9 protein-coding genes are annotated in these 14,567 nt (G+C 67.7%); 3 read left to right on the forward strand and 6 right to left on the reverse strand.

Features of this window, described 5'->3' with window-relative positions:
- Positions 1-1,303: 1,303 nt before the first annotated feature.
- On the reverse strand, positions 1,304-1,522 hold the full coding sequence (locus tag ACFQVD_RS00860) for a hypothetical protein (protein ID WP_343969385.1): 219 nt from the start codon (positions 1,520-1,522) through the stop codon (positions 1,304-1,306).
- A gap of 96 nt (positions 1,523-1,618) precedes the next feature.
- On the opposite strand from ACFQVD_RS00860, the gene ACFQVD_RS00865 reads away from it, so the two are divergent.
- On the forward strand, positions 1,619-1,900 hold the full coding sequence (locus tag ACFQVD_RS00865; RefSeq protein WP_343969388.1) for a winged helix-turn-helix domain-containing protein: 282 nt from the start codon (positions 1,619-1,621) through the stop codon (positions 1,898-1,900).
- A 50-nt stretch (positions 1,901-1,950) separates the two neighbouring features.
- On the opposite strand, the gene ACFQVD_RS00870 is transcribed toward ACFQVD_RS00865, so the two are convergent.
- From ACFQVD_RS00870 to ACFQVD_RS00890, 5 genes are all read right to left on the reverse strand, one after another.
- A complete protein-coding gene (locus ACFQVD_RS00870) occupies positions 1,951-2,697 on the reverse strand; it encodes a hypothetical protein (RefSeq protein WP_343969391.1) in 747 nt (248 codons plus the stop codon).
- 77 nt (positions 2,698-2,774) lie between these two features.
- Positions 2,775-3,707: a hypothetical protein gene (locus tag ACFQVD_RS00875; protein WP_343969394.1), complete on the reverse strand. Its 933-nt coding sequence runs from the start codon at positions 3,705-3,707 to the stop codon at positions 2,775-2,777.
- 616 nt (positions 3,708-4,323) lie between these two features.
- On the reverse strand, positions 4,324-8,148 hold the full coding sequence (locus tag ACFQVD_RS00880; RefSeq protein ID WP_343969397.1) for an endonuclease/exonuclease/phosphatase family protein: 3,825 nt from the start codon (positions 8,146-8,148) through the stop codon (positions 4,324-4,326).
- Positions 8,149-8,234: 86 nt separating this feature from the next.
- Positions 8,235-9,332 (reverse strand): hypothetical protein, encoded by a 1,098-nt coding sequence (locus ACFQVD_RS00885; RefSeq protein WP_343969400.1) that lies wholly within the window; start codon positions 9,330-9,332, stop codon positions 8,235-8,237.
- Positions 9,333-9,492: 160 nt separating this feature from the next.
- Positions 9,493-12,285: an ATP-binding protein gene (locus tag ACFQVD_RS00890; RefSeq protein ID WP_343969403.1), complete on the reverse strand. Its 2,793-nt coding sequence runs from the start codon at positions 12,283-12,285 to the stop codon at positions 9,493-9,495.
- 304 nt (positions 12,286-12,589) lie between these two features.
- Between ACFQVD_RS00890 and ACFQVD_RS00895 the strand changes: the two genes are divergently transcribed.
- Together ACFQVD_RS00895 and ACFQVD_RS00900 are read left to right on the forward strand one after the other, a co-directional pair.
- A complete protein-coding gene (locus ACFQVD_RS00895; RefSeq protein ID WP_343969541.1) occupies positions 12,590-13,249 on the forward strand; it encodes a sigma-70 family RNA polymerase sigma factor in 660 nt (219 codons plus the stop codon).
- A gap of 93 nt (positions 13,250-13,342) precedes the next feature.
- Complete coding sequence (locus ACFQVD_RS00900; RefSeq protein WP_343969406.1) at positions 13,343-14,527, forward strand: low temperature requirement protein A; 1,185 nt, start codon at positions 13,343-13,345, stop codon at positions 14,525-14,527.
- Positions 14,528-14,567: the final 40 nt, after the last annotated feature.

A 14,567-nucleotide genomic window follows, 5' to 3' on the forward strand; every position in this document is an offset into this window, starting at 1 on the left:
TAAATAGGGAACTGTGGAGGGGGTGTTCATCGCAATCTGTACATGACTGGGCTTTTTCTAATTACATAGAGTTAGGGCGGTTGACGTGCGGGAACGCGGGATTTAGCCAGTTGAATTTCTGGCCATAACTGATTCCTGCCCCATCCAAAAGCCCCTCCCCTGTATTGGGGAGGGGCCGCGTCCTCTTAACGCTTCAGGAATCCGCTCACTCGCGTCTTCTCAGCTTAAGGCACCATCTACTCCACGCGGGTCGCTAGGGCGCCATATCCACCCCCCCGCCTGGCTCGTCCTCCGCCTTCGCCGCACTTTCCTCAGTGCGGTAGGTCAGCGTGATCTCGCCAAGAAGCCGGTTCTTCAAGGTAACCGCAGACACTTTGTGAACGTCGCCCTTCGCAATTAAGCGAAAGACACCTAGGAACGCCACGATCATGACTACGGCTACGGGGAGAACCAAACTCCAGGGGCCGCTGACCGCTCCTGCGATCGCAGCCCCCACGGCTCGTTACGCCTTACCCAGGTTCAGAGACTTAGTCATCTCCGCCCCTTTCCTTACTAGGGTAAAACAAGGTATCCAGAGGGAAAACACGTACGCCCTAGGCAGAGATACATGTTCCTGCGCTCGCCGCTTATAAGTGCGAGAGCTTTCACCCCTCGCTACCGCATCAGCAGTTCTCAGCTTCGGGAATCCCGGTCCTTGCCAGGCACTCTCTTAGCCATCACGCCCGGCCAGTCTACGAGGGATTGTCCGTTGCGTCCCGGCGATAGCTAAATCCCTGCTCAGGGCACCCAAGAAGCCCTCATGCCCCCATAGTGGAAAAGGCTTCTACCGTGCGAGGGCCTTTACCGACCCTGCCAACGTCACCCAATGTGACGAATGGCGAAATCGGCGCAACGCCTCTACCTGCGATGACAGAGTGCCGGCGGGCACCCGCTGTAACCGAAACCCCCCGCCGGGCCAGTGGCCCGGCGGGGGGTTTTCGTCGTTGTACGGGGCTGTGAAGCCCCCGGCAGTAGGCTCGTAATCCTGCCCGGAATCAGCGAGCCCGAACGGCGTCGGGTTGAACCGTCACTACTGCCGGGGGCGGCTAGAGGGCGTCGAGAGCCGACGCGCGCTGATACCAGGCCGGGGGCCTGGTGATGCCTAGCTCCGCGTCGGCCCGTGCACGGACCACGCTCCACGGCAGTGGAGCCGGATGGCATAGCCCACAGGGGAAGTCGTCGCAGGAGGCGACGCAGGAGGCACGCCCACACCAGTGGGGCGACCAGTCCGCGCAATCCATGGGGCGACGGCCCCCGAACGTGGTCACCGCGCAGCGCTCACGTTGAGCCCCAGTTCCACCTCTAGGGCTTTCTGTGCTGCGATCTTTTCCCGGATCGCGTCTAGGTCGTCTTCGACGAGCGTGACGGCCAACCCCTGGGCGAGCTGGCGACCGGTGAAGCTGGTCGGCTTATCTCGTCGGGCGTACCACGGGCCACGGTCACCGTTGATCCAGATCACCCATCCCTGCTCACTGAGTCGCATTGCTCCAGCGTAAAGCCACTTACCTAATCCTGCCTACTCTTATCCCGGGTTACCCGGGGTAAGAGGTGCCTACCCGGTGCTGCCTAGCCTAGGTTTGTGATTCACTTCCGGCCTGACCAGCTCAAATGGGAAGCAGTACTTGCCGAGATCCGCCGTCGCATCCGAGATGGTGAATACCGGCCTGGCTACCCCATGCCAGGCGCTCCCCGCCTGGCCGAAGAGTTTGAGATAGCGAAGCGCACAGCAGAGCGGGTCATAGACGAGCTGAAAGCCGCCGGGGAGATCTACACAATTCGAGGCAAAGGCACGTTTATTGCCGACCCTGCGACGGGCGGGCCACCGGCCGAGATCGACCAGGGCGACCAGGGCAGCGAATAGGGCCAGGCGTAGAAAGCCCCCGCTGTAGCGGGGGCATAGCCGGGACTGTGTCAGACAAGAGCCGGGATCAGCTCTAGCGCGTCCTGTACGGGTCTGTGAGCCGCCATATCGGCGCGGGCTTTGTCCAGTGCTTCCCGGCGGCTACGTGCGCCGAGTCGGGGCAACACGGTCTCAAGGTCGGTCCCGGTGATCTTGGCAGGGTCGGCCGACCGCTCAAGGAAGTCGCGGGCCTTTGCGATGTTCGCCGGGCTCACTCGGACGGTTCCACGCGGCTTTACCGGCTTGTCTTCCTGGGGCACTTCGATCGCCGGGGGAAGCGCAGGGGGCTTGTCGGCAACCGGCTCGTCAGCTGGGGACGTGTACACGGCCCCTGTCTCGTCTTCCTGCTCGACCGTGCCAGACATGGCCATGTGGAGCAGAACCGCGACACAGAGCGTGGGAACTGCGGCCACGACCAGGACAAGCCAGAGAGCTACCTGGATCGCGCCGAATGCGACGGCTTCGGCTAGGCCGTTGAGAGCGAAGCTCAGGAGGATGCCGACCGCCATGTTCCACGCTGCGGCTTTCTTCTGTGCTCGGTAGTGCTTGGGGGTTGCAGCCCATACGCGGGCCGCCATGGCGGCATATAGCTCGCTGGCGACGGGCAGGGCGGCGGCAAGGTAGGGGTTCCAGCCGATCGCTACCGCGAGGTGCCATTGCCCGATGATGTTGGGGCAGAGGGCGGCCAGCAGGCCGACCGCGACGGCGATGCCCTTTTCGCGCTCAATCCTCGCGGGCAGGATGCTCGTAACGCTCACGGTGGTTTCCTTTGGTGCTTTTGCTGGCGCGGGCATGCCAGTAGGAGACGTGTACACGGGTTGTCTGGGGTTCGGCTCTACGCCGCGACTGCGGCGGGGCGACGGGCGGTCAGCAGCTCACGGGCCATGGCCACGTGACGGGCCACGTCGGCGACAGGGCCGGGCTTCCTGTCGCCCTGGGCGACACAGAGGGAGCACACACCAGGCCGGGCGACAGGCCGGGCACACTCGGGACATTCAGCAGCGTGCACAGGTGCCGCCTTAGGGGCGGGAACAGGTGGCATCTTGTCCGTGAGCCGGTGAACGATCAGGCCGACGGGGGAGCGAACCTCAGCGGGAAGCCTGTCGGTGAGGACACGTCGGATGTGCATCTCAGTGGCGCCACGGGCGAGCCATTCGGCGACCAGGGGCACGACCTTCGGCGTCTCACGCTGCCCGAGAGCCAGTCGGGGCTCATCACGTCCGAGCCGGGCGACCAGATCGACGCAGACAAGGGTTTGCCTTTCGTCGATGGAAGATTCCCCCTCCGTCCCTTCGGTGCCCTTAGAAGCCGTCGCAGGCTCGCCCGTGGTCGCTGCCATCCGGGGGGAGGGGGGGAGGGTTTCTTTCTTCCCTTCTTTAAACCCCTTGGGGTTACTGTCCGTCGGCCCGCACTGCGGGGCACCGGTGTTCGGCTCGCCGATGTCCGGGGTGTCGGACATCGGTGCGACCTGGGAAGACTGCGGAGTGTCGTACACGTGCACGGTGGTGGTGAACCGGCCTCGCTCGACGCGTTCGCGAACGATGCGCACATACCCGGCTGCGATCAGCTCTCGCTGAGCGCGGGCGATAGCGGTCTTACCCTCGGGGTTTTCTGCGGCCAGTGTCTCGATGGACTGGGGCGCTCCGGAGGGCAGCGACAGGAGGTAGGCCAGCAGGCCACGGGCGAGGATCGACAGCGAACGGCACTGCAATGCGGCGTTCGGCAGGATCGTGAAGCGGGTGTGCTGCGGGGTACGATGCGTACGCACTTAGGACCTCTAATCCAGGTGCCATGTCCCGGGAGTGTTACCAGCACTCGCCGGGACTTTGATGTTGTGGAAGCCCTCTAGCCCGACGGCTGGGGGACTGCGTTGCTTACTGCGGCTTCTCTAGCTCAACGCGTCACCAACGCGTCAACAGAAGGGGACGAAACGGAGGGCACCGGACCGGAACGGCCCGAACACCGGTTGCCCCATCTACCAGGGAAGACACCACGGGGACGGAACGGGCCGAACAGCTCTCCAAGCCATCAACTTCTTCCCGGCCTACAGGCCGACTCGTCCGCCTTCCCTGCCCCTGACCTGCGGGTGGAGCCTCTAAGGCGTCGGCGAGGATGGCTGGCCCGCGCCGAACCCGGGTCCCGGGTCAGGGCTCGCGCGGCGAACCGCCCGCCGCGCTCGACGAGCACCGGGAGCGGGACTGCTCGTTGTGATCACGCTCCCGCGCCAGGGCATGGCGAGAAACGAAGATGCCGGGCCTTCGCCGGGGCGCGCGTACGGCACCGGCGGGGGCCGTTTCCGCGGCCCGGCGAAGGCGTTCGTCATGGGTCGTGATCTGGTGTGGTGATCGGCAGGCGCGATGCCGCCGGTAGAACGCCGCCGGCGGTCAGCTTGCGATGGCTTTCCAGGTCCAGGTGAGCCCGTAGGACGCGCTCAGCGCCAGCAGACCTGGGCCGACAGTGCCGAGGTTGAGGAAGCGGCCCTGCGCGTCGTACTGGCCCACCGCCGTCAGTTGCGAGGCGTGCCTGTCGGCCGGCGGGGTGCAGAACATGTAGCCGCCGTCATTGGGACGGAATTCGTTCAGCGTGAGCAGGTTGCCGTCGCCGACCGCGGGGTTGGTGGCCGTTGAATTGACATACAGTCCCTTGTGGACGAGGTAGTAGCAGTAATAATCCTCGGTCTTGTCGGCGTATATGGGCATGAATTCTTCTTCGGAATCGTCGCTGTCGGGTTCGAGCGCCACCGGCGTGCCCGGTTCCGGATCGGAGTCCTTTACGGTCATGGCCGATCCCGCGCCGGTGACGATCTCATCGACGTCCAGCGCCTCGTTCTCGGCGTCCTGGAGGAACCAGCGTTGGTCGGGATCGAATTCGTCGACGAGGTCACGACCCACCAGTTCTTCGCCGTCAGCGCGGTCCAGGGCGGTCAACGCCTGGCCGGTGGCCTTGTTCAGCAATATCCAGGTGCCGTCTCCCATGTCGAGCAATCGCCACAGCTGGGAGTCGCCCTCGTCGGAGCCCTGGAGAATCACCGGCGCGTCGGCGAGTCCGAATTCCTGGCCCAGATAGGTACGCGTGAAGCTGTGCAGCACGCGATAGTGTCCCGGGTCGTCACCGGCGGCCAGGAACCGGAAATTGTGCGCGCTCTGCTCGGACCGGGCGAATATTTTGGTCTTGAGGCGGCTGCTGCCGGGCTGCGTCCCCGAACCCGAAGGGTAGGGAGAGCGGGTGCTGGAGGCGCTTCTGAGATTCTGCGTTGTTCGCGGAACGGCCTTCGCCTGACGCGCCGGTTGGGACGTCGTGCACCGCTGGTCCTCGGTGAGATAGGAGAAGTCGTATTCGACGGGAAGGTGGTCCGACATTTCGAAGTCGGTCATCGGCGTCCCGAACCCGTACCCCCTGTAGAGCGCCGGGGTGACGCCGTTCTGGGTGACGGCGTAGTCGATGGTGCGTCCCGTGACGGGCCGGGTGGGCCCGCTCGAGGGCAGTACGTCGAACTGACGGGAGTCGTCGCCGAGGGCGGTCAACAATCCTGTCTGCCCATAAACCTCCATATTGAAGTCGCCGAGGACCACCCAGGGCAGCGGTTGCCCGTTCGGGCCGGCGGTCTGCATATGACTCCTGATGTTCCTCAGCATCGTGACGTTGTCCGTGCCGCCTGCTGCGGCCCCGTGCCAGGTGAAGTAGACGACCCCGCAATAGTCGACGCCGAGCGCGGGACGGGACTTGCCCTCGTGAACGCCGTTCCGGGTCGCTCCGGGGACGACGAATATCTCGTCCCTCTGGACACTTCTCCGCGTCCAGACGGCCAGATTGATCTTCTCCGGGTTGCCGGAACCGGTGTCGACGTTCGTGTTCAGCCAGTAGAGGTAACCTCCGCCGCGGCCTCCACTGGTTCGGCTGAGCCAGATCTCCTCGACGGGAGGCGCGTTCGTGCTGCCGTCGCGCATCCTTTTGACATAGTCGGTCTGCGCGATCGTGTCTTTGCCCCAATAGTGCCGGTCGGCGGGATAGCCGGTCTCCTGCAGGGCCAGGATGTCGTTCTCCCTGGGAGGACTCTCCCGGGTGTGCAAAGCGGGCAGCGCGGTCGCGTACCTGTCGCCCTGTTGTTGCGAGGACGCGCCGGCCATGTTCCAGGTGGCCGCCTTGATCTCGACGAGCTTCGGGTCACGTGGGGGAAGCTCGCCGCCGGTGTCGCGGAGGAACAGCGAGTGCCGGTGTCCCACGTCGAGGGCGGCCACTCCGTTGCCCTGGTAGTTCAGGGTCTCCCGTCCGGTCCAGTCCGTGATCGCCTGCCCGTTCTGGCTCAGGGGCAGGAACGCGCGTGGGTCGGAGTCGTCCGATCCGAACTGGAAGGCGGTGCCGGCCTGGGCGCCGTACGGCCTGTACGGCTCGAACGGCCCGCCGGCGGTGGTCTGCTTGCTCAGCGTGTTGTCGTAGAAGACGTTCTGCGGCCCAGAGGAGCCGGCCCACTTGCCCGCCTTGGGCCCGGCCGCCCACCAGATCGGATACCAGGTGCCCGCATCGATCTCGCCGCCCTCACCGCCACAGTTGGCCGAGCAGTTGGCCGAGCGGTGCTCATAGGGGACTCGCACCGTGTTCTGCTCGAACAGGTTGTCGTGCTCCCAGCCGCCGTGCAGGTTCAGGTCGGAGTCGAGGTCGTTGCGGAAGGCGACGTTGCCGCTGGCCGACCACTGGAAGGTGAAGTGGCGCAGGTTGCGGCTGAGGTTGTGCGCCCACAGCGAGTCCCACACGCGGCTGCCACGCAGGTAGCCGTTGCCGCCCTTGCCCTTGTTCCAGGCGCCGTCGAAGCTGTTGCGCTCGATCTGCAGGTTGCGCGCCACCTCGGTGACGATCGGGTGTGAGCCGGTCATCGTGGCTTTCAGCCCGCGCGCCCAACTGTTGGCCGCCCACTTGAACACGATGCCGTGCATGGCGTACTCGGGTGCCATGTTGCCGTAGTTGTGCACGGCCTGCTCGGGAGTCAGCGAGTACGTCTCCTGGCCGCCGATCTTCGGCAGGCCGTTCATGTCCTGGGTGAAGGCGAAGTCCTCGAACCCGACACCCTCGACCACCTTCAGCGGCGTGACCTTGCTGGCGTACGGGGTGCCGTTGCCGTTCAGCGGTTCGGAGCCGTCCGATTCGGAGTTGACCGGCAGGTCCCACTCCAGCGGCCGATCCAGCGTGATCGTCTTGGCCGTGGCGTCCATGCGGCTGAGCCGGAACATCTCCTGCCGCATGTGGAGCGCCTCGATCATGCTCTGATCGGTGATGCCCTGCTGCGCGTAGAACTTCCTGCTGTTGGCCGCGCCCACCCAGACATAGCGGCCCGGCCTGAACTTGGTCATGTCGGCTTTCGCGTCCAGCCGCACGACCGTGCCTCCCGCTCGTGCCGAGAAGCCCGGGTCATCGGCCGCGGCGGCCACCTTGAAGCCGGAGGTCCAGTGCTGGTTGACGCTGCCCTCGTAGAGGTCCTTGCGCATGGGCAGGCTGGAGGCCAGCTCCCAGTCGTCCTTGTACCGGGTCGCCACCTCCCGGGTCTGGACCCGGAACATGCCGCGCCCCGGCCAGATCCAGCCACCGTTGCCGATGTCGGGGGCGGTGCCGGCGGTCATGCTCTCCTGGTCCCACCGGCCGTTGATCACCTGGTCGTAGCGGGTCTGGAGGCCGGGCCTGAACACCAGCCGGGTGCCGCCGTCGCCGGAGCCCTTGCCCCGTACGATCAGAAATCCGGCATCTACGTAGATCTGCCGGGTGATGTCGATCCGGCCTGCCGGCAGCTCGATGAGCGAGAGCCGGTTGAAGTTGGCGCTCGGCGAGCAGTCGCTCTTGATGTGGTCGATCGCCTTCTGCAGTCCGGCGGTGTCGTCGGTCCCGTCGTCCGCCGTCACCCCGTAGGAGGAGGCGAGCTCTTCCGGCGAGATACGGCAGGAGGCGTCGTCGGTCAGTTCCGTATCGCCCTCAGGCAGCTCCTGGCCGCCTCGGTACCCGGCGCGTGACCAGTCCGGCAGACCGGCCGGCGGGGCTGTGCGGTTGGTGTGACTCAGGTCAGGGCCGGACGCTCCAGGCCCGGCCGACGGCGGGTCCTCCGCCGTGGCAGGTGCGGTCACGGACGCCGGGGAGGCGGACGCCCCCCACGCCGCCTGGGTGATGCCCGGCGACGATAACGAGAGCAGCAGGACGGACACCATGGCCGCCGCTGGTCGGACCATTCTCACGTGATCTCTCCGAGAAGGACGCGGACGTCGGGAGCCGGCGTCGGGGACGATGACGTCGTCCAGCCGCGCGTTCGCCGGCTTCACCACTGCGGGGCCGACGGCGTGGGCATCGCCGCGAAGTCGTAGACCTTCTTCCACAGCACGCCGCTCTTGCCGCTGGCCGAACCGTTGATGACGTAGTAGAGATCGGTACCGGCCACCACGGCCAGCGGGGTTCTGCCGGGGGAGAGCGCGAAGCTGTTCTCCTCGTAGTAGCCGCTCCACCCACCGTCGCGCGAGATCATGTAACTGCCGATGGTGTTGTCACGGTCCTCGGTGATGGTGATGACGCCGTAGCCGCTTCGGGAGAGCGCGACGGACGGGCCGTTCCTCGTGTAGCCCGGGGTGCCTGTCGCATAGACCCGGAACGGATTCGTCCAGTTGCCGGTCCCGTACCGCTGCCGCGACATGTACACGTAGTTGTCGGTGCCCGTGAAGGCGAGCACGACCTGGTTCCAGGGAGCGGGGTCGGCGTTGGTGCCCACCTGGGCGGCCAGTCCCGGCGCGTCCTTGCTCCGCGCGCCCGGCACGACGCTGGGCGAGCTGTAGGTACCGGTGTCGCCGTTGTAGTACATCGTCCAGATGTCGTCGGTGGACTGGCTGTTCCAGGCGAGCATGAAGGAGTTGCCGGGGAGCGCGGCAGCCGCCACGGGCTCGGTGTCGGTGGTGCGCGTGTCGTTGGGGATCCTGGTCCAGTTGGGCAGGGTGGCGGGTAGCTGGTAGCTCGGGCTGAGCTGGACGCGGTGCTGGTAGACGTGGCCCTCGGTGCCGGTGTGGAAGATCCGGAAGTTGCCGCGCCCCCCGTCGTCCGTCCAGATCACCCGCGGAGGCGTCCATGTCTGCGCGTTGGGCAGCGAGTACGCGGGCCCGTTGTTCAACGAGATCCAGATGGAGTCGTTGTCCGCGCCGCGCCAGGCGTGCAGGATGTTGCCGCGGTTGTCGCGCGCTTCTCCCGGAGTGGACCTGCTGGTGATCTGCCCGCCGGCGTAGGTCACCGGCTGCCAGTCGGATCCCTCACCGGGGAAGCCCCAGGAGCTGATCGAGGCGCCGCCGTCGTCGGCCGAAGCCGGCGCCGTCATTGCACCGGCAGAGGCGATCAGCGACACGGCCGCGATGAACAACCTCTTCTTGATGAACATCTCTTCTCCCGCATCGTCTCTCGAATCGACGACCATCGCGCCGTTGGCCCGGCGGTGACTCATGGACCGTCGTTACAGAGACAAAGTGCGGGAGGCCGCTCGTGACATGACGCTCGTCACATCACCATCCCGCTCGCGGACGACGGCGGGCCGCGGATCCTCAGGCCGTGAGCGCCGCGCCTTCGAGCAGCGTGGTGCGGATCTGCTTGCGTGACGTGATGCCGAGCTTCGCGAAGACCTTGCGCAGGTGCCATTCGACGGTGTGCGGGCTGATGAAGAGCTGAGCGCCGATCTCGGGGTTCGTCAGCCCGTCGCCGGCCAGGCGCGCTATCTGCGCCTCCTGGGCGGTGAGAGTGGCGCGTGCCTCGACGGTGCGCTTGCGTACCGTCTCACCGGTGGCCTGGAGCTCGCGCCGGGCGCGTTCCGCGAACGCCTCGGCCCCCATGTCGCCGAGCAGCTCGTATGCGATGCCCAGCTGCTCGCGTGCGTCGAGGCGGCGGTTCTCCCGGCGCAGCCACTCGCCGTAGAGCAGCCGGGTGCGGGCGAGCGTCGTCCGGACCTCGGTGCGGCCGAGCCGCTCGATCGCCTCGCGGTAGAGAACGTCGGCGTCCGCTCCGTCGCTCACCTGGGCCCGTACGCACGCCGAGGTCCCGAGGGCCCAGTCGGTGCCGCTGGCTCGGGCCATCTCGTCGAGTCGCCAGGCGACTTCGGCCGCCCGAGCGGGCCTCCCGCTCCGGACGGCGGCCTCGACGAGTTCGACCGTGGACCTGATGGCCGTCCCGCCGAGCTCCTGCGGGTGCTCGAAGGCTCGTTCGGCGGCGACGTACGCCTCCTCGTACCGGCCGAGGCCGTTGCAGAGCACCGCGCTCGCCCATTGGGTGGCGGTCACCACCTTGCCTTCCCCCTGAATGGCCGTGTCCCGCATGATCGCTGCGCTCACCTGACGTGTCGCGGCCTCTCGTCCTCTCCACGGCTCGAGTATCAGGGCCGCGTACTGGGCCAGGTAGCGGCTGCCTGTCACCTCGCCGATCGTCACCGCCTCGGCGACCAGCGCGTCGGCCAGGGCGAACTCACCGGCGAGGACCCTGTTCGACACGAGCATGTGGAGGGCTGAGGGCAGCACCGACAGTGCACCCGCCTCGCGTGCCAGATCGACCAGTCTCGCGGAGAGCACCGACCAACTGTCGAAGTCCCAGACGTTATGGGCCATCCGGGACGCGAACGGCAGCCAGCCAAGGCCCTGTTCCCTGGAGACCCCTTCGGCGCGGAAGAACTCCAGGGCCCGCAGCACCATCGGCACGCCCGCGGCGGAACCCTCTGTGAGCGCCACGCCCACGCCGTTCAGGAGCAGGTCGTTGCGCTCCGGCGGCGGCCCCGGCGGTGCGGCGAGCAGCGCCTCGGCGATGTCCACCACCTGGGCGCCGCTCGGCAGCCGGCCCGCGTTCATGGCCGCGTTCAACGTGTCGCGGTAGGTCTCGCGGGCCAGCCCGGCGTCCAGCGGCGCCAGGCGCTCACCGGCTCTGAGCAGCAGTGGGAAGGCGGAACCGGCGCTCCTGGAGGCGAACGCGATCTGACCGCGCAGCAGGCCGGCCTGGGCGAGTTCGCGTTCGTCCAGAGTGCTGAGTTCGGCCGCGTCCAGCAGTTCGAGCGCGGCGTCGTACCCGCCGGCCTGGTATTTGGCCCGTGCCGCCGCCAAGGCCCTGGCGCCGCGGCGCGCGGGATCGGGGGTCAGCTCGGCTGCCCGCTCGTGGAACGCCGCCGCCGCGGCGACTCCGCCGCGCGCCTGCGCCCGATCGGCCGAGCGCTCCAACTCGGCGGCCACCGTCTCGTCGGGGCCGGCCGTCGCGTTGGCGAGGTGCCACGCCCGGCGATCGGGGTCCGCTTGGGGATCGGTCGCGTCGGCCAGCGCGCGGTGGACGTCCTGCCGGTCCTGCGGGGACGCGACGCGGTAGGCCGCCGATCGCATGAGGGGATGGCGGAAACGCACCCGCGTACCGATGGCGATCAGCCCCGCCGCCTCGGCCGGCGACGCGGCGGACACTTCGATGCCCAGCAACTCCGCCGCGCGAGTCAGCAGGGTCACATCCCCGACCGGTTCGGCCGCCGCGATGAGCAGCAGCCGCTGTGTCTCGGCCGGCAACGACCGGACCCGCCGCAGGAAGCCCTGCTCGATCTGACTGGCCAGCGGTCGCGCGTCGGGCCGCCCGAATCCACCCGCCAGCTCCGCCGGCGCCAGCCCCCGGGGCAGTTCGAGCAGGGCCAGCGGGTTTCCCTGCGTCTCGACGACGATCCGGTCCCGGACCTGCTCGTCGAGTCGTCCAGGAGTCACGGAGTCCAGCAGGGCGCGGGCGTCGCTGTCGCTCAACCGTCCCACGTCGAGCTGGGGCAGCCCTTTCAGCTCCTGTCCGAGGTGGTGCTCGCGCACCGCGAACACCAGCCCGATCGGCTCCGCGAGCAGGCGCCGCGCGACGAAGGCGAGGGTCTGCGCGGAGACCTGGTCGAGCCACTGCGCGTCATCGACGAGGCAGACCAGCGGCCCTTTCTCGGCCACGTCGGCGAGCAGGCTGAGCACCGCGAGCCCGACCAGGAAGCGGTCCGGAGGAGTTCCCGCGCTCAGGCCGAACGCCGTCCCGAGCGCGTCGTGTTGCGGGCCCGGCAGGCGACCCAGATGCTCCAGGAACGGGGAGCACAGCTGATGCAGCCCGCCGAAGGCCAGCTCCATCTCGGATTCCACGCCGGTCGCTCTGATGATCCGGCAGCCGGACGCGCTGTCCCGCGCGTACTCCAGCAGCGCCGTCTTGCCGATGCCGGCCTCGCCGCGCAGAACCAGGACCGAGCTGTGGCCGTCCTGCACCGTCGCCACGAGCTGATCCAGCGTCTCGCACTCGAGCTGCCGCCCGCGAAGTTGCGACCCGGGACCTCTGCTTGCCATGGCACCGCCCCCGACGATCATCTGTTCGTTGCCCCATGACTGCCGAACATGGGGAGAAACCGGCGCTACATCCTAGATGGACACGTAACCTACCGTTCTGCCATTAAGCCCAGCAATCTGCTGGTGACACCGGCCGCAGGGTGAGCCGGGTGGTCGCGGAGCATCCCACTGTCCGAAGCGCCTCCGCTGCCCCGACGCCCGCCACGGTGCGGGCCAGGGTACCGACCACGGTGTTCCCAGGGCGCGATGGAGCAGCCCGAGCAGCGACCGTGATCGCAGTGGCATCACCGGATGCCAGCTGTCGAACGGAGCCGCCATCGTGACCATGAGCCTGTTGGAGTCGTACGAAGACCACGCAGAGCAGATCCATGACCGGTCGATCACACATTGGGACGGAGACGATTCGGCGTTCGTCAGCGCCGCGCCCCGGCTTCTCACGATCGGTCTGCGCGTCCTGCAGGACGTGGGCGAAGCCGAGGACGTGGTGCAGGAGACGTGGCTGCGTTGGGCCCGTGCCGATCGGTCGGTCGTCATCAGCCCGCCGGCGTTCCTCGCGCTGACCACCACGAGGCTCGCCATCAATGTCGCCCAGTCCGCCCGCAGGCGCCGAGAGACCTCCGCCGGCCCCTGGCTCCCCGAGACGGCGGACCTCTCCGCCGGGCCCGAGACGGCAGCCGAACGACGAGAGGCGGTCGACACTGCGATCCGGCTGCTGCTGGAGAGGCTGACACCCGCCGAACGAGCCGTCTATCTCCTGCGCACGGCCTTCGACTACCCCTACCGCCAGATCTCCGAGCTCCTCCACCTTGGCGAAGACCATGCGCGGCAACTCCTGCGACGCGCCCGCAACCACCTCGCCACCGAGCGACGCCACCAGGTGAGCACCACCGCGCACCGGCGCCTCGTACGGACGTTCGTCGCCGCCGCCCAGTCCGGCGACCTCGCCGAGCTGGAAGAAGTGCTCGCCGCCGACATCGCCCGCTGAGTTCGATCGCTGTCGCGGCGATCTGTCACAGATCACGACGCCGTCCGGTCTTTTGGGTGAACCGGACGCCGAAAGAGCGACAGGAGCGTGAGCGTGCCCTCGACCATGACCACCATCCGGATCCGGGTCAGGATGAGCTCACGGCCCGTCGACGAGCCGCATCGCGCGTCGAGCCAGCTCGAACTCCTCTTCGACCTCACCTTCGTGGTCGCGGTCGCGGCCGTCACGGCGCAGTTCGCGCACGCCATCGCCGAAGGTCATGCCCTGACCGGACTGGTCCCGTTCCTCCAGGTGTTCTTCGCGATCTGGTGGGCGTGGATGAACTTCACCTGGTTCGCCTCGTCCTACGACACCGACGACGTCCCCTACCGGCTGCTGACCATGGTGCAGATGGCGGGCGTGCTGGTCCTCGCCGCCGGGGTGCCCGCCGCGGTCGGCCACGCCGACCTCGGGATCATCACGCTGGGGTACCTCATCATGCGGGTCGGGCTCGTCGCCCAATGGCTGAGGGCCGCGTTCGAGGACCCGGCGAGCCGCCGTACGGGGCTCCGCTACGCCGCGGGCATAGCCCTGGCCGAGTCGGGCTGGCTGCTCCGGCTCGCCCTCGTGGAGGCGGGCCTCCTGCCGGCGTCACTCCGACTGCCGTTCTTCGCCTGCCTGGTCGTCCTGGAGCTGGCGGTGCCAAGGTGGGCGGAGCGGGTCAGGGCGACCACCTGGCACCCGCATCACATCGCCGAGCGCTACGGCCTGTTCACGATCATCCTGCTGGGCGAGAGTGTCCTGGCGGCGAGCAGAGGGGTTGAAGGGGCGCTCGAAGCGGGTCCCCTCGTCGTCATCGCCGGATCAGGTCTCGTCCTGCTGTTCGCCTTGTGGTGGTTGTACTTCCTGGTCGAGGCGGGGGAGGGGCTCAGCGACCGGCGCCGTCGGTCGTACTGGTGGGGGTACGGCCACTTCGGCGTCTTCGCCGCGCTGGCGGCCCTCGGAGCCGGGCTCGAGGTGGCGGTGGAGCAGAGCGGGCAACAGGTGGCGGCCTCGCCGATGGCGCTCGGTTACGCGGTCGCCATCCCGGTCGGGGTGTATCTCGTCCTGCTCCGGGCGGTGCACGCGCTGCTCGACGCGGACTCCGTCATGCCGCGCACCGCCGTGGCGGGGTGCGTCGGCGCCGTCGTGTCGTCGCCGCTCGCGGCGCCGTGGATCGGGGTGGCCGCCGTGGTCGCGATGATCGCGACCGCCTGCGTCGCGCTGGTCGCCGTCGCCATCTGGACGGTACGTGGCTGAAACGGAGCCGGTAACCGGATCTTGTCACAAATGCCGGGGC

Source organism: Streptosporangium amethystogenes subsp. fukuiense (assembly GCF_042665875.1).
In the GTDB taxonomy this organism is placed as follows: domain Bacteria; phylum Actinomycetota; class Actinomycetes; order Streptosporangiales; family Streptosporangiaceae; genus Streptosporangium; species Streptosporangium fukuiense.

Excerpts from the sequence above, each read along its gene's own strand:
- ACFQVD_RS00880 (WP_343969397.1), bottom strand. The coding sequence starts at position 8,148 with ATGGTCCGACCAGCGGCGGCCATGGTGTCCGTCCTGCTGCTCTCGTTA.
- ACFQVD_RS00895 (WP_343969541.1), top strand. The coding sequence starts at position 12,590 with ATGAGCCTGTTGGAGTCGTACGAAGACCACGCAGAGCAGATCCATGAC.
- ACFQVD_RS00885 (WP_343969400.1), bottom strand. The coding sequence starts at position 9,332 with ATGTTCATCAAGAAGAGGTTGTTCATCGCGGCCGTGTCGCTGATCGCC.
- ACFQVD_RS00860 (WP_343969385.1), bottom strand. The coding sequence starts at position 1,522 with ATGCGACTCAGTGAGCAGGGATGGGTGATCTGGATCAACGGTGACCGT.
- ACFQVD_RS00890 (WP_343969403.1), bottom strand. The coding sequence starts at position 12,285 with ATGATCGTCGGGGGCGGTGCCATGGCAAGCAGAGGTCCCGGGTCGCAA.